This is a genomic window from Kitasatospora sp. NPDC001603 (assembly GCF_040298365.1).
Lineage (GTDB): Bacteria > Actinomycetota > Actinomycetes > Streptomycetales > Streptomycetaceae > Kitasatospora.
Genome location: NZ_JBEPAA010000008.1, coordinates 83,722 through 107,588, shown reverse-complemented (window position 1 = coordinate 107,588; position 23,867 = coordinate 83,722). Strand labels below are relative to the sequence as shown.

Genomic DNA, 23,867 nt, shown 5'->3' with positions numbered 1-23,867 from the left:
GTGGACTGTGCTATTCAAGTACCGGCTCTCCGGTCGGTTTCGAACCATGAGCAAGTCTAGTTCAAGCAATGGTAAAGAGAATGCAGTGGAGGCATAAAGTGTCAAGGCAGGAGCGCGCGATCCATACCCGCCGGCTGATCCTGGAGGCCGCGGCCGAGATGTTCAACGAGCTCGGGTACGACGCCACCACCATCGGCGGCCTCATCGAGCGCATCCAACTCACCCGCGGCGGCCTCTACTTCCACTTCACCACCAAGGAACAGCTCGCCCGCGGCGTGCTGGCCGAGGCGGTGACCATGGAGGGGCTGGCCCCGCAGGCCTTCAAGCTGCAGGAGTGGGTGGACCTCGCCCTGCTGCTCGCCCACCGGCTGCCCCGGGAGCCGATGCTGAGCGCCGCGATCCGGCTGTCCGTGGACGTCAAGTCCCGCGGCCTGTTCGGCACCCGCTGGCCCGACTGGATCGAGGTGGGGCAGGGACTGCTGACCGAGGCGAAGGAGCGCGGCGAACTGCTCGCGCACGTCGACCCGGCCGAGACCGCCCGGCTGTTCGTGGGGGCGTGGACCGGGGTCCAGCTGATCACCGAGACCCTGCCGGAGCGGACCCTCTCCCAGGAGATCTCGAACCTGTTCGCACTCGTCCTCCCCAATGTCGCCAGCGCCGGCGTGCTGGCCAGGCTGGACTCCTCCCCCTACCGCGCGAAGCGCCTCCTGGAGGAGGCCGGCCGGGCCGGGGCGCCGTCCCCCGTCGACTGACCGGCCGTCCGGACCACCGCCCGACCACCCTCGCCCCGCCGACCGTGCCGGCCGGCCGGCACGGAATTCGCACCTGCGATTCCCGCGCCCACGCGGCACGACGGGGCAGCCACCGTCCGCGCCGGCCTGTATAAATGAGAACAGGACAGCAGTCCTCTTTTGGGAGTCCGACCCGGACGACGCCGATGCGGGGCGGCGGTCCGTCCGGTCGGCTGGGGTGGCGGACCACGGGGGGATCAACCATGCGGCACCTGCACGGATCCGTCGGCGCGACGGACGGCGAACCGGCCGCCGACACGGCGCTCGACCCCGAGCTCAGCGCCCAGTTGTTCGGCTCGCTGCGGCGCAGCGGCCAGCGGCTCAAGGCCGAGCAGTACGTCCGCGGCCTGCTCGCTCTGGAGGGGCGCAAGACCCTGCGCGGCATCGCGGCGCAGTTCGACGGCGCCGCGGCGCAGCAGAGCGTCCACCACTTCATCAGCGCGTCGCCCTGGGACTGGATGCCGGTGCGGCACGCCCTGGCCCGCGAGGTGCAGCGGGCCCTGGCCCCGCAGGCCTGGGTGATCAGACCGATCCTGATACCCAAGGCCGGCTCCCATTCGGTCGGCATCGACCAGCAACTGCTGCCGCTCGGACGGATCGTCAACGGCCAGCACGCGGTGGGGGCCTGGCTGGCCTCCGGACACTGCGCCGTCCCCGTCGACTGGCAGCTGCGGCTCTCCGACCGCTGGCTGACCGATCCGCTGCGGCAACGGGCGAGCGTTCCCGCCGACGCCGCGGTCGCCACCATCGAGGACTGCGTCCGGGCCGCGGTGGCCGACATCCGGGAGATCGGCGGGGTGCTGCGCGGGCCGGTCGTGGTGGACGTCGGGGAGGTGGACGCCGTGGCGGTCGCCCGCCACCTGGCGGCCCTGGGCGTCGCGTTCGTGGTGCGGGTCGGCCCGCAGGCCCAGCTCTGGCTCGACCGGACCGAACTGCCCAGCTACAGCGGCCGGGAGCACACCGTGGGCGAGCTCGCCGAGTCGCTCCCCCGGCTGCGCCGGCAGGTGAATCCGGGCGACGGCCCGACGACCGCGGTGGCGATCCCGGTGGTGACCTCGCCGGCCCGCGGGGAGCGGATGCTGCTGCTCGGCGAGTGGCGGCCCGCCGGGCGCCCGCGCCGGCGGCTCTGGCTCACCAACGCCGACGCGCCCTCCGTCCTCACCGCGCTGCGGCTCACCCGGCTGCCGGGTGTCGTCCTGCGGGACTTCACCGCGATCTCCGAGCGGGTGGGGGTACGGGACTTCGGCGGGCGGTCGTTCCCGGGCTGGCACCGGCACATCACGCTGGCGTCGGTCGCCCACCTGATCGCCACCCTGGAGAACCGGCGGCCGCTGCTGCCCGGCGGCCGGGCCGGACGCTGACCCACCGGCTCCGGCTTCACAGGACTACTGTCCGGTAATGTGACACTCTCACACCTCATGCCATGGCATCGCCCCGGTTCGCTCCTTACTGTCTGGAGCAGCGCACGAGCACGTTCATGACCGCCCCGGGAGACCGAACAGGAGTGTGCACACGTGGAGTTCACCTTTGCCGGACTTCCCTGGCGGAGCTCCGGACGGGGCCCAGCACGGGCCATGCCCGCAGGACAGGATGGGCGTCCGCTCAGTGGCTTTGCCTCCCGCCCCTGATCGAGCGCGGACCGGTCGGCTCCCGCACTGAGGACAGGGGCGCCGCACCGCCAGGAAGCCGCTCCCCCACCCGCGGCAGGGCCCGGCGACGGCCGGTCCCGCTTCCGACCCTCACCCCGACCCGCGCCTCCCTGACCCGACCCGACCCACCTTGACCCGCACCGCCCCGACCCGACCCGACGCTCCCGATCCGCCCGGCCACCGCGAGGCCGGGCCCCGCCGCCGCCGTCCGGCGCCTCCCCCGAACACCACGACCACGGAGACGACTTGACCTCTCAGACGTTGGCACAGCGACGGCGCACCCAGGCTCCGGTCGGCGACAACGACCGGTCGAAGCCCTCCGCCCGCCCCCTGCGCCCCACCGGATTCCCCTCTTCCGTTCCGGCCCCCGTCCCGGCCCCCATCCCGCCTGCGGCCGCCTCGCCGTGCCCGGCGCCGGCCGGTCCGCACGGCACCGCCTCCCCGGTCCGGCTCGCGCCCGGAGGGCCGTCCGCGGCGGCCGAGCCGTCCGGACCGGGCCCGGCCCGGCACCCCCGCACACCGTTCCCGCCCGGCGCCCACGACGTCCTGCTCACCGAGCTGTGCTCGATCCTGTTCACCTCGCTGTCCCGCAGCGACCAGTGCCGCAAGGGCATGCAGTACCTGCGCGGGCTGCTGGAGACCGAGGGGCGCAAGTCGATCCGCAACATCGCGGCGCTGCTCGGCAAGCCGGCCTCGGAGCAGAACCTGCACCACTTCATCTGCAGTTCGACCTGGGACTGGATCCCCATCCGCCGGGCGCTGGCCCACTACCTGGCCGGTGCGGCGGCCCCCCAGGCGTGGGTGGTGCAGCCGATGATCATCCCCAAGACGGGGCAGCACTCGGTCGGCGTCGAACGGCACTTCTTCCCGACCCTCGGGCAGGTGCTGAACGCCCAGCACGCCATCGGCGTCTGGGCGGCCTCGGAGGAGCTGAGCACCCCGGTCAACTGGCGCCTGCATCTGCCCGAGGCCTGGCTCAAGGACGATCTGCGGCGCAGTCAGGTGTCGATCCCGGACGAGGCCGGGGTGGAGACCCTCGGCGAGTGCGTGACCGAGGCCTGCCTGGAGACCACCACGGGCTGGGGGCTGCCGGTCCGGCCCGTGGTGCTCGACATCGGTGAGTCACAGGCCATGACGATCTTCGGGAAGCTGCACGCCCACGGGGTGCCGCTGCTCGCCCGGGTCGGCGGCGACCTCCGGCTCTCCGTACTGGACCAGGCCCTGCCCGCCTCGGGGAGCAGGCCGCAGCCGGCGCTGCGCATCATGAGCCTGGCCAAGGACCTGCGCCGGCTCGTCCCCGGCCGGGAGCACGGCCGGGAGCACGGTCCGCACACGGCCCCCCGGGCGGTACCGGCCGCCACCGTCCGGGTCGGCCTGCCCGCGCCGTCCGCACCGGGCACACCGACCGCACCGGGCACTCCGGGCACTCCGGGCGCTCCGGGCACTCCGGGCGCTCCGGGCGCTCCGGGCGCTTCGAGTGGTGAACTCCAGCTGCTGGGCATCGGTGAGGAGGGCGGGCACTGGCCCGCGGAACTCTGGCTGACCAACCTGACCGCCGTGCCACCGGCCACCCTGGTCCGGCTCAGCCGGCTCACCGGAAAGGTCGACCGGGACTTCACGGAGATCGCGGACCGGGTGGGCATCCGCGACTTCACCGGGCGCTCCTTCAGCGGCTGGCACCGGCACGTCACGCTGGCCTCGGCCGCCCACGCGGTCGTCGCCCTCGCCGACCGGCGCGAGCGGCCCGCCTGAGCGAACCACCACCGGCCGGGGGCGGCCGGGCTGGCGAGCGGCGGGGGCGGCGCCGGCCCCGGCCGTCAGCAGCAGGACAGCGCGTCGCAGGGCTTCGCCGCCCGCCGCCCGCCGGCCTCGCCCCACTCCGCGCCGACCGCCCGCTCGCCGCCCTCCGGCGGCTCCGCGCAGCTGCCCTCCGGGGCGATCCCGGCCCGCGCCTCCGCCGTCGCGAGCTGCGGCAGCATCAACCGCCAGAACGGCGTGACCGCCTGACGCGAGTTCCACCGGGGGTCGCGCCGCCCGAGCACCTCCAGCCCGGCGACGACGGCCGTGATCGCGGCCACGGCGTCGTCGAGCACGATGTCGGCGGCCAGGCTGCCCCGGGCCCTGGCGACGGTCAGCATCAACTGGACCCAGTCCTGCCACTGCTGCCACAGGTCGGCGCCGCCCGGCCAGGTGGCGTCGCTGCCGAGGCAGAACCCGGCCCGCAGCACCGCGTCGGTGGAGAGCCGCCGGGCCAGCAGGTGCGAGGTGTCGACGAGCAGCTGGAGCGGTACGGGGTGCCGCAGTGGAACGTTCCCGGTGATGTGCAGCAGGGTTTCCGCGGCGGCCGATTCGACCGCCTCGCCGAGCGCTCGCTTGTTCCCGAAGTGGAAATGCAGCGCACCGTGGCTGAGACCGGCCCGGACACAGATCTGGGTAATGGAGGATTCCGCGAATCCGGATCGGGCGAAGGTCTCCGCGGCAGAACGGATCAGTTCCTGCCGGGTGCGGACGGCACGATTCTGCTTGGCCATGGGAGCGCTCCGGAAATGGGGTGAGCGACGGGTGAAACGCACGGAAGCATGCCGCGGGGCGACAAGGGAGGCGTCGATTCCGGTAGCCGTTACGCGGCCCGGCCGGATCGTGCCCGACAGCACTCGCGCCGGGGTGGATCGCGCCCGGTCCGGATCGGCCTGGATCGGCACCCGGAGATTACCGCCGGGGCCGCCGCCCCCGGCCTGATCGGCATGCGCGCATTCACACGCACCGGGTCGGATTCTATCACCCCGGCAACCCTCCATGTACAGAACGTAATGGCCCGGAGCGCTGTCCCGGCTCGAATTGCTCGCCCTTTCGTTCGACCGCTCCGGCAACCACCCGGCATTCGCATGCCGCTGGAATATTCCGGCCCCAAACGGCCACCCCCGACCGCCCCGGGCCGCATGCGGAACCGCCCGGAGGGCCGGCCCGACGAATGCGGGCCGGCCCTCCGGGCGACCGGGTGTACGGGTTGCGCCGCGGGCGGTGTGCGCGCTCCCTGCGGTCAGCGCTCCAGCGGGCGGATCTCGAAGAGCTTGTAGGTGACGTCCACGCCCGCCAGCTGCCGGTCGGCGCTGCCCAGCATCGTCAGCGAGCTCCCCGCCTCGGCGGCGAGCTGGGCGATCCGGGCGGCGTCACCGAAGCTGTTGAAGGTGACCAGGGCCCGGCCGCCGGGCAGCACCCGGTCGTGCACCTGGGCGAGGTAGCGGCCGAGGGCGCTGTAGCCGCGGTCGAAGATCGCCCACTCGACGTCCTGCTTGAACTCGAAGTCCTTCGGCGCCTCGAAGACGCTGCAGTTCCAGAAGACGGTGTCGAAGCGCTCCTCGGGTCCGAGCGCGTCGAACACGTCGCTGCGCAGCACCCGGACCCGGTCGGCGACGGCGTGCCGTGCGGCGTTGCGGGCGGCACTGTCGACGGCGGTGTCGGTGATGTCGGTGGCGGTCACCCGCGCACAGCCGTGCAGGGCCGCCCAGACCGCGGTGACGCCGGCCCCGCAGCCGATCTCCAGGAAGCTGCCACCGGCCGGGTAGGGGATCGCGCCGGTGTACCACTCGGTGCCGGTGCCCGGTCGCGGCTCGTAGGTGCCGGGGATCAAGTCCCATTCCAGGCCGAGGAGTTCGAAGGTGGTCGGCTCGGTCTCGACCGGGCCCAGCTGCTCGACGAGACGGCGCCCGAGATCGTAGCGCTCCTCGAACTTCGCGGATGTCTGTTCCATGGTTCTCTGCTCCAGGGTTCGATGTCCGATGGGCGGTGGGTCGTTCGCGCGGCGGGCCGTCCGGCACCGCCGGGGGGTGCGGCGACGGCCGCGGGTCTCACCAGCCGAGGCGCTCGCCGAGCAGCTTCAGGTCGGCGGCGTACTTGGCGATGAAGGCGGGCGAGAGCTGCGGGATGTCCCGCGCCGGTCCGATTCCGGCGGCCCGGACGGCGGCCCGGAACCGGTCGGAGGGGATGACCGACCCGGGCACCGCCTCCTCCGGCCGCTTGAACGCGTGGACCAGCGGCAGCGCCGAGTGCTGCCGCTGCCCCTCGGGCAGGGCCCGCATCGCGGCCTCGAACCGGACGAACCAGTCGTCGTAGTCGGCCACCCGCTCGATCCGGTGCCCGGCCTCGGCCAGCCAGTCCACGAAGCTGTCGAGCGACACCCCGTCGTCGTTCGGGTTGACCAGGCTGAAGGTCCGGTAGCCCTCGGTGCCCTGCCCGCCCAGGGCCACCACCGCGGCGGCGGTGAAGTCCACCGGCAGGCCGTCGTAGTGCGCCCGCCGGCGGTTCCCCCGGTCGTCGGTGCGGTAGAAGGAGTGCGGCGCGATGCCGGTGGCGATCACGCTGAGCAGCAGCCGGGTGAACTGGTCCGGGACGTTCAGCTGCCCGGCGTAACGGCTGTGCGCGAGGATCATGTTGGAGCGGAACGTGGTGACCGGCAGTCCGCACCGGTCGTGCGCCTCGCGCAGCAGGACCTCGCCGGCCCACTTGCTGGTCGCGTAGCCGCCCGCGTAGCCCTCGTCGGTCTGCTGCACCGGGAGGGCGGTCCTGACGTCCGAGTCCTCGTCCAGCGCCCCGCCGGCCCGGGAGGTGGCGACGGCCACGCTGGAGATGTAGGTGAAGGGCTTGATCCGGCCGGTGAGCCCCAGCCGGATCAGCTCGGCCGTGCCGACGACGTTGGCCTCGAACAGGTGGTGGTACGGGAGGACGTGGTTCACCAGGGCGCCGGCGTGGACGATCACGTCCACCTCCTCGGAGAGCCGCTTCCAGGTCGTGTCGTCCAGGCCCAGCCGCGGCTCCGCGATGTCGCCCGCCAGGACTTCCAGGTGCCCGTCGGCCAGCTCCCGGTAGCGGCGCACCAGTTCCTCGTCGCCGCTGACGAAGGCCTCGTCGAGGCGCCCGCGGGCCGCGTCCGCGTCCCGTCCGCGCACCACGCAGATCACCGTCCCGCCGACCGGGGCCAGCCGCTCCAGCCACTCCAGGCAGAGGAAGTGGCCGAGGTAGCCGCTCGCGCCGGTCAGCAGCACCGTCCGGGGCTCGCCCGAGGGCCGCGGCAGGGTCCGGGCGTCGGCGACGGTCCGGTCGTCGAGGAACTTGTCCAGCGTGAGGTCCCCGGCGCGGACCCGCGTGCCGTCCTCGCCGTGCACCGAGGCGAAGGTGGTCCCCCGCAGGCCCGTCGCGCGCTTGGTCTCGATGTAGCCGGCCAGTTGACGCAGGTCGTGGGCGGGGCTGATGACGGTGTCGACGGGGACCCGTACGCCGAAGATGTCGTGGAGCAGGTTGGAGAAGGAGACGGCGGTCAGCGAGTCCCCGCCGACGTCCCGGAAGCGCGCGGCGGGGCCGACCTCGACGGTGGAGCCCGCGAGCAGCGCCCGGGTGGCCCGCTGGACCGTCTCCAGCACCGGCCGGTCGGCGCCCGTACGGCGCAGCTCCAGCAGCTCCCGGCTCTCCCGGGCGGCTATGTCGGCGTACAGCTCCTCCAGTTCGCGGCCGTAGCGCTCCTGGAGCCGGGGCCGCAGCAGCTTGCGGTGGTCCGAGAGCAGGCCGTTCGCCTGGTCGAAGGGTTCGGCCTCGATCAGGACGTCGCGCGGGATCTCGTAGGAGTTCAGTCCGGCCTCGCGGGCGATCTGCTGAAACGATTCGCTCAGCAGCTGGCGGAGGTGTTCCCGGTCGTCGCCGAACTGGTCGAGGGCGGCCGGCGTGGGCACGACCACGGCCAGCAGATAGGACCGCTCGCTGTTGCCGTACACGAAGATCTGCCGGACCAGCGGGCTCGCCGCGAACTCGGACTCCAGCCGCGCGGTCGCCACGAACTCGCCCTGGGAGAGCTTCAGCACGCTCTTGCGGCGGTCCAGGATGGTGAACCGGTCCGGCCCGAGCTCCGCGACGATGTCGCCGGTCCGGTAGTAGCCCTCCTCGTCGATGATCTCCGCCGACAGCTCGGGCTGCTTGTAGTAGCCGGGCACGACGGCCTCGGACTTCAGCAGCAACTCCCCCCGCGGGTGCGGGGAGTCGGTCCGGTAGTAGCCGAGTTCGGGCACGTCGGCCAGCTTGTAGTCGATCACCGGTGGGCGGAGCAGCTTGTCGTCGACGGAGACGGCGGCGGCCTCGGTGGAGCCGTAGATGATGGTCAGCTCGAAGCCCAGCAACGCCTCGACGAAGACCCGTAGTTCGGCCGAGAGCGGGGCGGAGCCGCAGCTGGCCCAGGCGAGCCGGCCGCCCAGGAGGTTCTCCCGCAGCTCGGCCAGGACCTCGGCCTCGACCGCCCGCCGGTCGGCGCCGGCGAGCTCCCGCCGGTCGAGTTCGCTCTGGTACTTCTGGTAGAGCATCTCGCAGACCCGTGGCACCAGCGACAGTTCGGTGGGCCGGACCAGTGCGATGTCCTCGAAGAAGGTCGACATGTCGCTGCTGGCCGTGAAGTAGCTGATCCCGCTGCGGGCGAGGGTGTTCTTCAGCGACGAGTGGCCGGCGACATGGCTCATCGGCATGTAGTTGATGTTGATCGCGAGGAGGTCGGAGAACAGCTTCGACCAGGCCCCGCCCCACATCGCGCTCAGTAGCGTGTCGGTGTACATCGCGCCCTTGGGCGTTCCGGTGCTGCCCGAGGTGTAGATCAGCATGGCCAGCGGGTCGTCGCCGTCCTCGGGGACGAACAGCGGCGCGTCGGGCAGCGCGGATCCGCGGCCGACGACGTCCGCCAGGGTGTCGATCGCCACCTCGCGGCCGGCCCCTGCGAGGCGCTCGCGCGCGGCGGTGAACTTCTCGAACTGGTCGGAGACGTCCGGGTGGTAGTCGAAGACCACCAGCCGGCGGGCCGACGGGTTCACCAGTAGGAGTTCGACCGCGACGTGCAGCCGCTCGATGCTCGCCGCGACGACGAAGGGCTCGGTCTCCTCGACGATCGAGGCGAGTTGCGCCAGCGGGGCGCTGGTCTGCAGCGGGACGCTGACCACGCCGAGGTAGTTGCAGGCGAGGTCGACCACCGCGTAGTCGCCGCTGGCGAAGCCGAGCAGGGCGATCCGCTCGCCCGGCTCCAGCGGATGCTCCGGGTGCCGGTGCCATTCCGCGGCCACCGCGCGGACCCGCCCCCAGAGTTCGCTGTAACTGGTCGTTTCGTAGTGCGCCAGGAGGCGGAGCGAAACGCGGCCGGTGTCGGCGTCCCGCACGAACTCCTTCGCGCGTTCACCGATTGCGGGCCGGTCCGTGTGGCGCTGCATGACTTTTGCTAACGTTTGCGCAAGCCGCATTCTGGGTCTCCGCATCGCATCGCCGGCAGACTGCCGTGGCTGTTATTCGAAGGACCGGTGCTGGTCGGCCTGCACGCCGACGACGGCACACTCGTCTCCCGGACGCTCCGTCCATTGCTCCGAGTTCGTGCCCCGATGCTAACCAGAGCCGAACCGGGTTCCTGAACAAACGAACGACGATCTGTCAGGTCGGCCGTTTGCCGGGCCCCGTACGCCGAGTTCTTCTCGGGCCCGCACAAAGTCCTTCGCCTGCGGTCTTGTTGCCGTCGGACCGGGTCGGCCGGTGGGAACCACCGGTGCGCCGCACCGCGGAGCGGGCGCATGCGACGCGGTCGAACGAGCCGGCCGCGCGCCGCCGTCGATGACCGCCGTCCATGGCCGCCGACCGGGCCCGGAGAGCCGTAGTTGACACGCTTGCCGTGTTCGCCTTGCGCAGGTCTGGTTACTTAGGGCAGCATCAAGCTTATGCAATATAGCGCGTAGACAATTATCGCGGACGCGGATTGAGCGCGCTCAAGATCATTCTAGTGGGAGGGATGTGCCCATGTCAGGCAGCTCGGCTCCGAGTGAACACCGGACGGGAGGCGACGCCTTGGCAGCACCCGAGGCGCCGTCCGAGACTGCAGCACCGGAGGTCCAGCAGGACTCCCTGCGCTGGTCGGCACGGTTATGGGTGTCGCTGCTGATCTTCAGCGGCGTGATCCTGCTCGACGGGCTCGACATCTCGATGATCGTGGTGACCATCCCCGAGATCCAGAACGAGCTCGGGATGACCGCGGCCACCGCCCAGTGGCTGGTCGGCGCCTACATCCTGGCCTTCGGCAGCTTCCTGCTGCTGGGCGGGCGGGTCGCCGACCTGTTCGGCCGACGCCGGGTGCTGGTGATCGCGATGGCCGCGTTCGCGGTCGTCTCACTGTTCGGCGCGCTCGCCGACAGCTCGGTCCTGCTGATCGTCTCGCGCTTCGTCAAGGGCATGGCGGCGGGCTTCGCCGCCCCGGCCGCGATGTCGCTGCTGACCACGACGTTCCCCGAAGGGCCCCAGCGCAACAAGGCGTTCGGCATCTTCAACGTCTTCGAGGCGTCCGGCTACTCCTCCGGCCTGCTGGTCGGGGGCCTGCTCGCGGGCCTGAGCTGGCGGTCCATCTTCATCCTGCCGATCCCGCTCTCCGTGCTGCTGCTGATCGGCGCCCTGCGCTTCCTGCCGCCGGACCCGCCGCGCACCGAACGGCCGCGACTCGACATTGGCGGCGCCGCGACCCTGCTCGCCGGCACCCTCCTGCTGGTCTTCACCGTGGTCTCCGCCGCCGAGGCCGGCTGGGGCTCGGTGCGGGCGATCGGCGGATTCGCCCTGTCCGCCGCCCTGTTGGCCGCCTTCCTGGTGATCGAGCGCAGCGTGAAGGAGCCGCTGATCCGGCTCGCCATCTTCCGCAACCGCAGCCTGGTGAGCGCCAACGTCAGCATCGCCCTGCTGTACGGCGGCGCGATGGGCTTCCAGTTCCTGCTCGCCCTCTACCTCCAGGACCTCCAGGGCTGGCGGCCGTGGCAGATGGCCCTGGTCCTGCTGCCGGCCGGCCTCATGGTGGTCATCATCGGCCCCAAGCTCGGCGCGCTGATGGAGCGGTTCGGCGTGACCAAGATCCTGATGGTCGGGCTGGTCGCCTTCCTCCCCTGCTACCTGCTGATGCTCTTCATCGGCCCCGAACCCGACCTCTGGCGCGTGCTGTTGCCCGCCTCCGTGCTGTGGGGCGTGGGCTTCGCGCTCAGCATCGCGACGCTCATGGTCGCGGGCACCAACGGCGTCGCGGACGAGGAGCAGGGGCTCGCCGCCGGCCTGCTCAACAGTTCGCTGCAGGTCGGCGGCGCATTCGGCCTCGCCGTCGTGACCGCGGTCATCATGCCCGGCACCGAGCTGTCGATGTTCTACCCCGGCCTCGCGGTCATCCTCGGCTTCGCCGTCCTCACCCTGATGGCGCAGTTGACGAACCGTCAGAGGTGACCGACCGGCGCGGCGGGCCGGAGCTCCGGTGACCGCCGCGCCGGACGCTCCGGCCCCTACCGGACGGTCGACCGGTCGGTGAGGGGAACCCGGCCGAGCAGCCGCCCCATGACGATCCGTCAGCCGAACCGCGCCGGCTCCCGGCCGGACGCCCGCGCCCACCGCCCACCCGCTGGGCGGAGCGCCGCGCGCGCCGCCGCGGCGAGCACCGCGGCCCGCACCCCGGTCCGGTCGAGCACCACCGCACCCGCGGTGGTGTCGTGTGCGGCCATGCGCGTTCACCCCTTCACCTCGGGGTCGACGGGACGCCTTCCCGGCGGGCCCGGGGCCCGGGCCCGCCGGGGGCGGGAACCGGCCGAACCGGACTCAGGGCCTCAGTTGGACCGCCAGCGACATCGTGTAGCCGACGAGCGCGGCGAAGAAGCAGACCGCGGTGGCGTGCCGCGCGGTGAAGGGCAGCCCGGACAGCGAGGGGAAGAGCAGGACGGCGGTGCCCGCGGCCAGGTCGGCGATGTAGAGGCCGCCGGGCGGGACCACCCCGGTGGAGCGGGCGGCCCAGCCGGTGGCCACCAGGAAGCCGGTGAGCAGGATGAACCCCGAGAGCAGCCCGGAGCCGATGCTGGCCAGGGCGGGGTGCGGCTCGGGCGGATCCTCGCCCTCGGGGAGGGCGGGGCGCAGCCGGTGGGCGACGGCGAGTGCGGTCATCGCGACCGTCACGGCCGCGACGGCGCTGAGCAGGGGGCCAGGGTTCACCTGCGGCTCCTGGAGGTCGGGGGGTGGTGGCCGAGGACCGCGGCCAGCGCGGCCGGGACCAGCACGGCGAGGATCATGACGGTGGCCCAGACGGTCGGTTCGAGGGCGGGCGGCGCGGGCCCGCCGGCCGGGGGCGGGGGCGCGGCGACGACCGCGACCGTCGCGGACGGGCTCGGGGGCGGGGCGAGGACCGGGGCGGGAGGCGGGGCGGGAGGCGGGGCGGGAGCCGGGGCGGGAACCGGCCGCGGGGACGGGGTGACGGTGGCCACGGCCGCCGGGGCGACCGCCGGGTGCTGCGCGGCGGCGGTCTCCGCGGCCGCCGGCCCGGGCACGGCGGACCGGGTCGGGGCGGGCGGCGTCGGGGCGGCCGAGATCGGGGTGGCCGACATCGGGGCCGGCGGCACGGGCTGGGCGGATCCCGGAGCCGACGGCGCGGGCGAAGGCGTGGGCGAAGGCGGGTGCCCCGGTACCGGACAGTGGATCGGCGGCAGGTGGCTGAACGGCGGCACCGGCGGCTCGGGCGGCACGGGGAGCACCGGAGGCCAGAACGGTGGCGGCGAGGGGGGCGAAAGGAGCGAAGGAGGCCAGGGCAGCGGAGCGGGCACGAGGGCGGGAGGGGCCGGCACCGGCGCCGACGGCCGGGGCGGCCCCTGCACCGGAGGGTGCGCCTCGGCGGCGGCGGGCGGACGCGGGTGCGCCGCGCCGGTGGCGTGGTCCATCGCCCGATTGTCGGAGCGCCGCCCCCTCCGGCGGCAGCCCCTGACGCCCGCTCACCCCGGCTCCGGCGCCCAAACCCATCCCACCGGTGAACCCACCACCCCCGTACCGCAAACGAACGACCGATGACGGGCCATCTGTTCGCCGGTCACCGCTCACCCGCCGACGCACCCTCGTGCGGCGTGTAAGCGTCGTGGCATACTCCGGGGCATGACGACTTCCACCCCTGCGACCAGGGCCCTGCGGGCCGCGGTGTTCACCGCGCTCGCCGTGCCGCTGTCCGCGCTGGGCCAGGTCGTCATCACCGGTCGTCCGCTGCCGCTCGCCCTGGTCGCCGCCGCGACCGTCGTCGTCTTCCTGGTCGCGACCGCGCTGGCCGGCCGGGAGCGGCGGCTGCTGCACATCTCGGCCGTGCTGGTCCCAATCGAGCTGCTGCTCAACACCACCTTCAACCTGGGCCAGGCCGGTTGCGGCCCGGTCCTGGGCGCCGGACACGCCCCCGCCCGCGGGATGAACCTGCTGGTCTGCGGCGGCGGTTCGGTGGACGGCTCGCTGTTCTCGGGGCCCCTGGGGCACACCGGGCCGGTCGCGCCCGCCGCCACCCAGCTGCTGGTCCTGCTGGCCCATCTGCTGGTCGCGCTGGCCGCCGCCGTCTGGCTGCGGCTGGGCGACGCCGCCCTGTCCGGTCTGGCCCGGGCGCTGCGCGCCCTGCGCCACGCGGTCGCGGCCCCGCTGCGGGCGCTGCTCCTGCTGCTGGCGCCGGTACCGCTGCGGCCGGTGCGGCGGGTGCCGCTGCCGGTCTCGGACCGCCCCCGGCCGCTCCGCGAGGCCGTGGTGCTCAGCCCGGCGCCGCGGCGCGGTCCGCCGGCCTTCGCGCCTGCCTGCTGACACCCCCGTCCGGCTTCGCGCCGGTCCGTAGGGCTCCCGGCCCGCGGACCCCGCCGGCCGGACCGGCCCCGGGCCACCGCCCGGCGCCCGCAGGCAGCGCGCCGACTCCCGAGCCCACCGACCCGGCCCCCTCGTGCCCGCGGCCTTCCGTGCCGCGCCGAGGCGGCCACCCAGGAAGCGCATGTCGCGCGCCGTGTCCAGGAGTTGACCCACCATGGCCCAGCCCACCGAAAAGCCCGCCCGTCAGCAGTCCCAGCGCGTCAGCGCCCGCGAGCGGATCCAGGAGGCGCAGCTGCGCGAGCGCGCCGCCGCCAAGCGCCGGCAGCGGATCGTCGTCGGCGTCTCGATCGTCGCCGTCCTCGCCCTGGCCGGCGGTACCGCGCTGGCGATCAACGCGGCGGGCGGCGACGACTCGTCCAGCGCGTCCGCCGCCGCCGACCCGACCGCGCTGGTCGTCCCGGCCAACACCTCCGGCCCCGACGGCACCGTGATCGTGTACGGCAAGCCGGACGCCGCCCACACCCTCCAGGTGTTCGAGGACTTCCGCTGCCCGGTCTGCAAGAGCTTCGAGGCGACCAACGGCGACACCGTCAGGAAGCTGGCGGACGACGGCACCGTCAGGGTGGAGTACCACCTGGCGGCGTTCCTCGACAAGAACCTCGGCGGCAAGGGCTCGCGCACCGCGCTCGCCGCCGTCGGCGCGGCGCTCAACGAGGGCGTCGACAAGTTCAAGCAGTTCCACGACGTGCTGTACGCCAACCAGCCCGACGAGCGCGAGGACGGCTTCGGCGACGTCAACCACCTGCTGGACCTGGCCGGCCAGGTGCCCGGTCTGAAGACGGACGCCTTCGTCAAGGCGGTGACCGACCGCACCTACGCCCCGTGGGCGAAGAAGGTCGCGGACGCCTTCAACGACAGCGGGGTGACGGGCACGCCGACGGTCAAGCTGGACGGCAAGCCGATCACCCTGTTCAGCGGGAACCGCGCCACCACGCCGGAGCAGTTCACCGCCCAGGTGAAGCAGGCCGCGGGCTTGCAGTGAGCACCACCGGCCCGGCCGACCACCCGGCCGGGCCGGCCCTTCACACCCACCGGAGTGCTCCGCGATGACCGCCCCGACTGCCGTGAACCCGCCCCGCTCCCGCTCCGCCGCCGCCTCCTCCCCGCCGCACGGCACGCCGATCGGCGCCGGCCGGGCGTTCGCCCTGTTCGTGTTCCTCGGCGGACTCCTCGGCCTCGCCGCCTCGGCCGTCCTGACCTTCGACAAGCTCCGCATCCTGGAGAACCCGTCCTACGTCCCCAGTTGCAACATCAACCCGGTGATCAGCTGCGGGTCGGTGATGCGCACCGAGCAGGCGGAGGTCTTCGGCTTCCCGAACCCGCTGCTCGGCCTGGCCGCCTTCGGTGCCGTCGCCGCGGTCGGCGCCGGGCTACTGGCCGGCGCCGCCTACCGGCGCTGGTTCTGGCTGGCCCTGCAGGCCGGCACCCTGGCCGGACTGGTCTTCGTGCACTGGCTGATCGACCAGGCGCTGTACGACATCGGCGCGCTCTGCCCGTACTGCGTGGTGGTCTGGGCCACGGTGGTGCCGCTCTGCTGGTACACCACGTTGCACAACCTGCGCTCCGGGGTGATACCCGTCGGCCCCCGGCTGCGACCGGTGGTCCGCGAGGCCGCCCGCTACCACTGGGCCCTGCCGGTGCTGTGGGCCGCGGTGATCGCCCTGCTGGTCCTCAACCGGTTCTGGTCCTACTGGAGCACCCTGCTCTGACGCCCGCCCAGGAGAACGCCCCCGCCCCGAGAACGACGTCGGCCTCCAGGACCCGTGGGGGGTCCTGGAGGCCGACGTCGGGTACCGGCCCCCGGGCGGGGGCCCGCGCTCAGGAGGCGCGGTGGAACCGCTGGGGAAGCGTCCCCTTGCGCCACAGCTGGTCGAGGCGCTCGAAGAAGCCGTCGGAATCGGCGGAGACCACGCGCCGCTCGTCCGCGGTCATCCGGGCGAACGGGTCGTCGAACGCGAGCTTCTTCGGCTTGACGCCGACGGAGCTGCACATCCGGCGGCACGCGTGGCACCACGTCCGCCAGAACAGCACCGGGCGGCCCGCCCTGCTGCCCTCGTAGACGTAGCTGCGCACCGCGACCTTCCGGCAGACCGGGCACTCCTTCTCCGACTGGTCGTCGACGAAGTTCGGCTGGGTCGCCAGCTGACGGATCTCACTGTCGATGTAGGACTTCATTCCGGTGCTCCCACTGCTCTCCTACTTCCTCCCCTTCGTCCGGCGGAGGTACTCGGCGTAGCGCTTGTCCGCGTAGGCCTCGGCCTGGGCCTCCATGTCGGGCATGTGGCCGTTCTTGTGATGGTAGAGCTCGTGGAGGATCGTCTTGAGGGCCGTCTCCATGTCCCGCAGCCCGTCCGTACTGATCTCGATCAGCGGGAGCTTGTTCGGCCCGACGACGGCGACCCGCAGCGCGTTCCCGTTGCCCTTCCCGGTGTAGGGGCTGTTGCCGAGGGCGATCGAGTTGGGGTGCTCGATCTTCGGCATGTGGACGATGTCGTACCCCTTGACGCTCATCCCGGCCCGGCCCAGTGCGATGCGCACCGACTTGATGCTGACGCCGGTCCGGGCCGCCGCCTCGGACCCCCCGCCGGTCGCGGCGGCGGAGGTGCCGCCACCGCCCGGCGTGCCGCCGGTGCCGGTGGGCGTGTCGCCGGTCGCGGCGGGCTCGCCGCCACCGCCGTCGCCGGAGCCCTTCCCGCCCTCGGGCGCCTTGTCGGCCTTGCCTCCGCCGCCGGGTTCGCCGGGCTCCTTGCCGGTGCCCGACTTCGGGTTGCTGGGGCCCTCCGTCTTCGGTGTGGTGGGCGCGGGTTCCGCCTGCGGGGCGGTCGTGGTCGGCAGGTCGCCGTCCACGAACTTCCGGACCGCGCTGATGAAGCCGTCGCCCTCCGACATCGCGAGCTTGATGGCCTTGGCGCTCTTGAAGCCCCAGATGGTGCCCTTGACGAGGCCGACGCCGTCGATGGCCAGCGAGCCGATGGTGCCGGTCCACTGACCGGCGACGTAGGCGGTGGAGCTGGAGTCGGTGTCGAACAGCTCGGCCAGCGGGTCGTCGTCGACGTAACCGGTGTGGCCCAGCTTGTACGGGGTGTCGTTCTCGTAGTCGAAGATCTCGTTGAAGACTTCGTTGTCCCCGTTGTAGCAGTCCGCGGCGGCGTTCCACCCGTCCGAGAGGGTGTTGACGCTCCACTGCCACGGGTCGCCGACGACGGAGTCGCCGACGCCGGTGAAGAAGCCCCCGATGTCGTCGAGGCTCCACCACAGCCCGGTCGGGTCGCTGCCCGAGACCGGGTTGTTCGCGGCGTAGGTGTAGCCGCCCATCTGGTTGGGATCTCCGGCCTCGAAGACCGGGTCCACCGACAGGAAGCGGCCGAGCACCGGGTCGTACTGGCGGGCGCCGAGGAGGTCCAGGCCGGTCGTCGGATCGGCCGGCTTGCCCAGGAAGCCGTGGTTGTCCGCCCAGGAGGCCGGGGCGGGACCGCGCTGGTTGCCGTACGGGTCGTAGGCCCGGCGGGTGATCGCCAGCGTCTTGGCGTCGACCTGGAGCTGGGCGGTGCCCTGCGGATTGGTCGGCTGGTAGCTGATGGTGCCGTTGCTCGCCCGGACGATGGTCGTGCCGTCGGGGCAGCTGTAGTACCGCAGGGCGCTGACGGCCTTGGTGGCCTTGTCGAGGGTGAGCTGCTCCGTGCCGCCGAACAGGTAGAGCGTGGTGCTGGTGGGCCCGCGCTGCAGGAGCAGCGCGCCGTCGGCGTCGTAGAGGTAGGTGGTCTCCTTCCCGTCGGTGGTGATGCCGGAGGTCGCGCCCTCGGCGTCGTAGCTGATGACCTGGTCGAGCGGCGCCGCTCCGGTGCCGACCCGCCTGGTGGTGTTGCCCGCGTTGTCGTACGTCGGGGTGAGCGTGCTGGTGCCGGTCGTCGGATTCGAGGTGACGATCCCGGTCGCCGCGTTCGGCCGGGTGGTCGGCGTCGCGCCGGCCACCGGGTAGCTGCTGGACTGCGTGGTGTCCTTGGCCGCGTTGCCGGTCACGTCGTGCTTGACCTGGAGCGTGCGGTCACCGAGCAGGTCGTACTGCCAGTCGGTCCAGTACGGGGCCGGGCCGCCGATGGTCGAGGGACCGGGCGTACTGGTCTTGCAGGCGGCGAGCTGCCCGGCCGTCGGGCTGGTGATCCCCTTCGTGTCGGTCCAGGCGGTGGTCAGCCGGCGCAGCGCGTCGTAGCTGAAGCACTGGGTGTCGGTGACCCGGTCGGCACCGCCCGAGGACTGGGTCTCGGAGACGGTGGTGAGGTTGCCCACCTGGTCGTAGCCGTAGGTGGTGTCGGAGATCGGGTTGGCGGTGTTGGTCTGCAGGGTGACCCGGTTGGTGGCCAGCCGGCCGGTGACCTGGTCGTAGGTCTGCGCGGTGCGCAGCTGCTTGGTCGGGGTGCCGATGGTGGTCTGCAGGACCTGGCCGAGCGGGCTGTAGCTGGTGGTGTTGACGTAGGGGGTGGTCGGCGAGCCCATGGAGACCAGGCCGCCCTGGAGGTTGTAGCCGAAGCCGACGGTCTCCTCGGCCAGACCGCCCGCGGCACCGAAGGTCGTCGAGCCGAGCAGGCCGACGGTGTCGGTGTAGCTCGCGGCCGTGGTGTACGTGCCGGCGAGCTTGCCCTCGCCCACCGGGACGGTCACCGTGCTGCCGGTCGGCTGGTACGCGGTCGTGTACCCGTCGATCCGGGTGACGTAGGCGTCGCCGGCGCGGCCGTTGACGTACCGCGTCGTGGCGTCGGGGTAGCCCTTGGCCTTGGCGTCGAAGCTCCACTCGGCGAGCAGCTTCGTCTGGTCGGTGGTGCTGGTCCCCGCGTACTTCGCGGTGGTGCGGCCCATGCCGTCGTAGACGTACGACAGCCACTGGCCCCGGCCGTCCCGCGCCCTGGCGAGCCGGCCGAGGTCGTCGTACTCCTTGACCGAGGTGCCGCTGTCGGGGTCGGTCTGCGACACCAGCTGACCGCGCAGGTCGTAGGTGTAGCTCCAGACGTTGCCGGCGGTGTCCTTGACCGACGCGACGTCGCCCCTGGCGTCGAAGGTGTAGCTGGTGGTGACGTCGGCGCTGCCGACGGCGCCGGCGGGCCCGGTGGACCAGACGACCGCGTTGGACGCGTTGGACACCGCGACCACGCCGTCGCCCCGGACCATGAGGTAGGCGCCGGTGGCACCGGTCGTGCCGCTCCTCCAGAGCCGGGCCGTCCTGGTCGCGTTCTGGACCACGAAGTCGCCGTCGGCCTGCATGACCGCCACGGCGCCCGGGTTGCCGGACGTGCCCGAGGACCAGAGCGTCCGGCCGTCGGCGAGCCCGGTCAGCACCAGGTTCCCGTCCGCCCGCATCGCCAGCCGGACGCTCTTGGACACCACCGACGTGCCCGAGGCCATCACCGTGCCGGCGGTCAGCTTCCGGTCGGGGGTGTCGTCGTGCACGACGGTCGAGGTGGTGCGGCCGAGGCCGTCGGTGTAGGTCGTCGTGCGCGCCGCACCGACCGTGGTGTCGACGCGGTCGGCACCCGGGTAGGACGTGCCGGACTGCCACAGGGTGCTGGCGAACGAGACCTGCTGGACCGAGACCGGCCTGCCCTGTCCGTCGTAGGCGGTCCTGGTCACCGACGGGCCGGTGTTGTTGGTCTCCGCCCACATGCCGGTGCCCGCCTCGTGCGCGGCGTCGGTGTAGGGGGCGATGTTGGAGACGGCCCAGCCGTGCGAGTCGTAGAAGCTCGACGACACGAGGCGCCCGGCGGAGTTGTCCGCGGTCGTGGTCTGGCTCTGCCGCGGCCTCAGCAGCCCGTCGTAGTAGGTGACGGACTTGTTGTACGAGCCGTTCTCGCGCAGGGTCTCGGTGGTGACGGCGGAGGGGTCCGGCTTGTCGCCGGCACCGTGCACGTCGTAGCCGAACTTGCGGTCGGGGCTCTGGGTCGCCTTGCTGCGGCCCGGCGTCCACACCTTGGTGCGGCGGCCGAGCGCGTCGAACTCGACGTCGGTGATCCGGCCGTTGACGTCGACGGCGTGCGTGACGGCGCCGCGCGCCACCGAGATCGTGCTGGTGGCCACCCAGCCCAACGGGTTCCTGGTCGACAGCGAGTCCGGGAGGACGCCGTCGGCCGGGAGGTAGGCGGTCGTGGTCGCGGCACCCACCGCGTCCACCGTCTTGGTGACGCGGCCGTACTTGTCGTACTCCAGCCCGCCGAGCGACTGGTAGGACGGCTGCCCGGGGGCGGTGTACGACTTGATGGACTGGGTGCCGGTCACCAGCCCGAGCGAGCTGCCGTTGCGGCCGAGCACGCCGTAGGCGGCCGGGTCCGGCACTCCGGCGGCGCCGTCGTAGAAGAAGCGCTTGCCGTAGAGCGTGGTGGTCCCGCCGGGTGTGGTGCCGCACGGCCCGGCGACGGTGAGGACCTCGCTCGGGTAGATCAGCATCATCGGATTGGCGGCGGGCGCCGGGGCGTAGCCGGTGGTGGTGCAGGTCTGCTGCCCCGAGGCCGCCAGGTCGCCCTTCTCGTCGACCTGGTGGACCCGGCCGAGGTCGTCCATGGTGGTCACGGTCTGCACGGTCCGCCACGAGCCGTCGGACAGCAGGCCCAGCGAACGGGCCGAGGTCGAACGGACCTGGTGGGCCTTCAGGTCGGGGAGCGTGGACAGCTTCGCGGGTGCCGGGTCCTCCGAGGTCCAGGCCGTCCGGGCGGCACTGGCGGTCTCGGCGACCGTCGGCGGGTCGGCCAGCGTCTTGGCGACGACGCTGCCGCCGGCCTTGGTGAAGGTCTGCGTCTCGTAGGGGGCGCCGGCCGACCAGGGGTTGTCGGTGATCTCCTCGTTGAGCGAGTTCCGCACCTTGGCGGTGCGCCTGGTCCCGTCCGCCTTGTAGTCGCCGTCCATGCCCTGGAGGTAGGAGACGACGCTCTGGGTGATCGGGTCCGGCGCGGCGCCGGTGGTGGTGGTGACGGTGCGGTAGCCCCGGAACTGGTTCCAGGTGCGGTGCTGGTCGTCGGTCAGGTCGGAGTCGTCACGGTGCCAGGCGGCGCCGTCGCTGTAGGCGTAGTTGGTCACCTTGGCCGGCGAGCCGGCCTTCGTCCGGTCGCTGTCGGTGACCTGGGCGACCAGGGTCTTGTGGAACCAGTCCTCGATCGGGTCCTTCCCGCCGGGCGTCGTCCACCAGACCGGGTAGCAGGCCATGGTGTTGGCGTCGGCCGAGGCCGGCATGGTGTTCTTCTCGCGCGAGCACTCCGGCGCCCGGTAGGTGACCGCGACGGATTCGCCGGTCTCGGTCTGGATGCTGGAGACGCGCGGGTGGAACAGCGGCGGGGCGGCCGGAGAGAGGCCGTCGACCCGGTTGTCCATCTCGATGCCGGTGAAGGTGACCGGGTCGAGGGTGAGCGGGCCGCCGCCGCCGGCGGAGGTGTCCCGGCCGGTGTGGACGATCTCGGAGAGCCACATCACGGACTGCAGGGCGCCGGCGTTCGTCGGGTCCTGGGTCTTGCCGGTGACCGGGTCGTAGGTGCCGCCGGCGTCGGAGAAGACCTGCTTCAGCTCGAAGCTGTCGACGTCCTGCCAGCCGGAGCCGGTACGGACCTTGGTGTCCACCGACTTCAGCCGGAAGGTCGACCAGAAGGTCGGTCCGCCGGTGAGGCAGACCCCGTCGGTGTCGTCGTCCTCGACCTTGTTCTTGTCGGTGGCGAGGCAGGTCAGGTCGTACGGCGTGTCCGGCCAGTTGGTCGCGGTGTCCCGCGAGAGGTTGTCGAGGGTGCAGACGGTGTCGGAGGTCGTGCAGCGCTGCGCCGCGTTGAACACGACCTTGGCGGCGGGCTCGCGGCCGGCCTGCGCGTCCGTCAGCTGGTAGCCGTAGGAGATCTGGGTGAGGCGGCCGCCCCGGGTGTACTGGGTGAGGGTGCCGCCCTTGTCGTCCTTGGCGACCTGGCCGTAGCCCATGTTGTAGTAGTTGGACTCGGTCGACCAGTCGTAGCGCTGGACGTTGCCGTGCGGGTCCACGGCGAAGTCGAGGTTGAACCGGTAGCCGACCGGCTGGTCGCACCGCGAGTCATTGCCGTCGGCGGAGTCGTGGCACGGGTCCTCCGCCTTCGGGTGGTACACCGGCACGCCCCAGGCGCTGTTGGTCGCCGTGTCCGACGTGGTGCCCGGCGCGTGGTTCAGGCCCAGGTAGTACGCGGTGCCGTCGGTGGTGGTGACCTTGAAGTACTCACCCTGCCAGAGGCCGTTGGTGGCCCCGGTCAGCCGCTCGATCCTCGTGCCGTCGTCGTTCTGCAGCCGGTAGCCGCCCGAGGAGTCCCGGAGCAGCTCGCCGGTGTGCGAGCCGAGCGAGATCGTGGCGTTCCAGCCGCCCCAGCACTCGTCCCCGGAGTCCTCGATGCCCTGGTCCTTGCACGCCTTGTAGGAGCGCTCGATGAAGCCCGGGCTGTAGCCCCAGCCGTCACCGATCCACGAGGACTGCGAGTTGCGGGCCGAGGTCTCGCCGTCCACCGACTGCGAGTCGTAGGCGAGGGTGACCGCGGGCGCGGCGCCGCCGAGCGACGGCGGCACGGTGATCGGGTAGGCGTAGGTGAACGCGCCGGAGGCGGAGGCCGTCCAGGCGCCCGAGGCGGACAGCGAGGTCGCGCCGTAGTCGCCCTGCGAGCCGCCGGAGCCGGCGACCGCCGCGACCGCCATGGTGGCGCCGGCCGAGCGCGCGGCCGACGACGCGGCGGCGAAGCCGCTCGTACCGGTGCGCGCGGCGGAGGCGACCGCGACCGTACCCGACAGCGTCCGGGCCCGCGGGTCGTTGGTGAACTCGATCGGCGTCTGCCGGCGGCACTCCGCGCGCTGCGGCGTCGTCAGTGCACAGCCCGGCAGCGCGACCAGCCGCAGCCGGGAGGCCCAACCGCCGCCGTAGGCCTGCTCGATGGAGCTGTAGTCGAGCGACACCGAGACGCCGCCCACCCCCGGCCTGCCGTCACCGCGGGCCAGTCCGACCAGGAGCCCGTCGACGCCGGCGGCCCTGGCGCCGCTCCGGTCGGCCAGCCGGACCTCGACCGAGGAGAGCGGCGCGACCGGGGCGACCGGGGCGATCAGGCGCCCGGACCGCGGGCCGAGCGCCGAGGTCGGGACGGCGGACACCGAGACCGGGGTACCGCCCGCCTTCGGGCGCCCGGTGGCCGGCGAACCGCCGAGGTCGACGGTGGCGGTGGAGCCGCCGGGCCAGCGGGCCGCCTCCGGGGTGTGCGTCCGGAGCTCCCGGGCGCCCTTCGGAACGGCCGGCTTCGGGGTGGTGCGCGCCGCGCCCACCGGCCCCCCGGGCACCTTCGGTTGCTGGGGGAGCGGGTCGGCCGACCATATCTCGCCGGTGTAGCGGTAGGGGCCTACGAGGACGTCGGTGGCCACCGCCAGCGGCGTCGCCAGCGAGAACGCGGCAACCGTCGCCATCGCGACCGTCCCCCGTCTCGCCCATCCCCTCCCCCGGGCAGCACGAGACCATCGCACTTTCGCGCGCATCGTGAATCATCCCCCTATTAACAGTTTTGGACGGCCCCGGTGCTGATGCGCCATCACGCGATCCCGCCCCTGGCCAGGGCGAACCGTATTGCCACACACGCATCACCGGCAATACCCTTCCCCGGCAGTCACATCGCTCACAACAATCACACCCGACCCAGGGGTTTCGACGGGTCAGGTGTCCGATGCCTGCGATGTGGCCAAATCCACTGCCCGCCAGGGGGGTTGTGAATCCCCCCGCGAAACGGTCGCGGGC

14 protein-coding genes and 1 pseudogene are annotated in these 23,867 nt (G+C 72.6%); 7 read left to right on the top strand and 8 right to left on the bottom strand.

Annotated features, from left to right (window positions below; genetic code table 11):
- Positions 1-98: 98 nt before the first annotated feature.
- From ABT263_RS08140 to ABT263_RS08130, 3 genes are all read left to right on the top strand, one after another.
- The gene (locus tag ABT263_RS08140) at positions 99-752 is read left to right on the top strand and encodes a ScbR family autoregulator-binding transcription factor (protein ID WP_352288776.1); all 654 of its coding nucleotides are present in this window, start codon (positions 99-101) and stop codon (positions 750-752) included.
- Positions 753-994: 242 nt separating this feature from the next.
- Positions 995-2,152 (top strand): IS701 family transposase, encoded by a 1,158-nt coding sequence (locus tag ABT263_RS08135; RefSeq protein WP_352288773.1) that lies wholly within the window; start codon positions 995-997, stop codon positions 2,150-2,152.
- Between the two features lie 834 nt (positions 2,153-2,986).
- Positions 2,987-4,192: an IS701 family transposase gene (locus tag ABT263_RS08130; RefSeq protein WP_502885775.1), complete on the top strand. Its 1,206-nt coding sequence runs from the start codon at positions 2,987-2,989 to the stop codon at positions 4,190-4,192.
- Positions 4,193-4,257: 65 nt separating this feature from the next.
- On the opposite strand, the gene ABT263_RS08125 is transcribed toward ABT263_RS08130, so the two are convergent.
- The 3 genes and pseudogenes from ABT263_RS08125 to car all read right to left on the bottom strand — a co-directional run.
- Positions 4,258-4,971 (bottom strand): ScbR family autoregulator-binding transcription factor, encoded by a 714-nt coding sequence (locus ABT263_RS08125; RefSeq protein ID WP_352288768.1) that lies wholly within the window; start codon positions 4,969-4,971, stop codon positions 4,258-4,260.
- Positions 4,972-5,480: 509 nt separating this feature from the next.
- Entirely contained in the window at positions 5,481-6,191 is a 711-nt protein-coding gene (locus tag ABT263_RS08120) for a methyltransferase domain-containing protein (RefSeq protein WP_352288765.1), read from the bottom strand.
- A 97-nt stretch (positions 6,192-6,288) separates the two neighbouring features.
- Positions 6,289-9,729: pseudogene (car, locus tag ABT263_RS08115) on the bottom strand (carboxylic acid reductase); the annotation flags it as partial.
- A 565-nt stretch (positions 9,730-10,294) separates the two neighbouring features.
- On the opposite strand from car, the gene ABT263_RS08110 reads away from it, so the two are divergent.
- Positions 10,295-11,698, top strand: a complete 1,404-nt coding sequence (locus ABT263_RS08110; protein WP_352288762.1) for an MFS transporter — start codon at positions 10,295-10,297, stop codon at positions 11,696-11,698.
- Between the two features lie 119 nt (positions 11,699-11,817).
- Here ABT263_RS08110 and ABT263_RS08105 read toward each other — a convergent pair whose 3' ends face one another.
- The 3 genes from ABT263_RS08105 to ABT263_RS08095 all read right to left on the bottom strand — a co-directional run bounded on the left by ABT263_RS08105 (position 11,818) and on the right by ABT263_RS08095 (position 12,840).
- Positions 11,818-11,970 (bottom strand): hypothetical protein, encoded by a 153-nt coding sequence (locus ABT263_RS08105; RefSeq protein ID WP_352288759.1) that lies wholly within the window; start codon positions 11,968-11,970, stop codon positions 11,818-11,820.
- 94 nt (positions 11,971-12,064) lie between these two features.
- Positions 12,065-12,451 (bottom strand): hypothetical protein, encoded by a 387-nt coding sequence (locus ABT263_RS08100; protein WP_329486498.1) that lies wholly within the window; start codon positions 12,449-12,451, stop codon positions 12,065-12,067.
- Entirely contained in the window at positions 12,448-12,840 is a 393-nt protein-coding gene (locus ABT263_RS08095; protein WP_352288757.1) for a hypothetical protein, read from the bottom strand. Before ABT263_RS08095 ends, ABT263_RS08100 begins: the two co-directional genes overlap by 4 nt.
- Positions 12,841-13,378: 538 nt before the next feature.
- Between ABT263_RS08095 and ABT263_RS08090 the strand changes: the two genes are divergently transcribed.
- The 3 genes from ABT263_RS08090 to ABT263_RS08080 all read left to right on the top strand — a co-directional run bounded on the left by ABT263_RS08090 (position 13,379) and on the right by ABT263_RS08080 (position 15,825).
- A complete protein-coding gene (locus ABT263_RS08090; protein ID WP_352288755.1) occupies positions 13,379-14,056 on the top strand; it encodes a hypothetical protein in 678 nt (225 codons plus the stop codon).
- Between the two features lie 214 nt (positions 14,057-14,270).
- On the top strand, positions 14,271-15,098 hold the full coding sequence (locus tag ABT263_RS08085) for a DsbA family protein (protein ID WP_352288752.1): 828 nt from the start codon (positions 14,271-14,273) through the stop codon (positions 15,096-15,098).
- 64 nt (positions 15,099-15,162) lie between these two features.
- Positions 15,163-15,825, top strand: coding sequence for a vitamin K epoxide reductase family protein (locus ABT263_RS08080; protein ID WP_352288749.1), 663 nt, complete (start codon positions 15,163-15,165; stop codon positions 15,823-15,825).
- A gap of 109 nt (positions 15,826-15,934) precedes the next feature.
- Here the strand turns inward: ABT263_RS08080 and ABT263_RS08075 are convergent, their stop codons facing one another.
- Positions 15,935-16,291 (bottom strand): hypothetical protein, encoded by a 357-nt coding sequence (locus tag ABT263_RS08075; RefSeq protein WP_329486504.1) that lies wholly within the window; start codon positions 16,289-16,291, stop codon positions 15,935-15,937.
- A gap of 21 nt (positions 16,292-16,312) precedes the next feature.
- Positions 16,313-23,542: an RHS repeat-associated core domain-containing protein gene (locus tag ABT263_RS08070; protein ID WP_352288747.1), complete on the bottom strand. Its 7,230-nt coding sequence runs from the start codon at positions 23,540-23,542 to the stop codon at positions 16,313-16,315.
- Positions 23,543-23,867 lie beyond the last annotated feature (325 nt).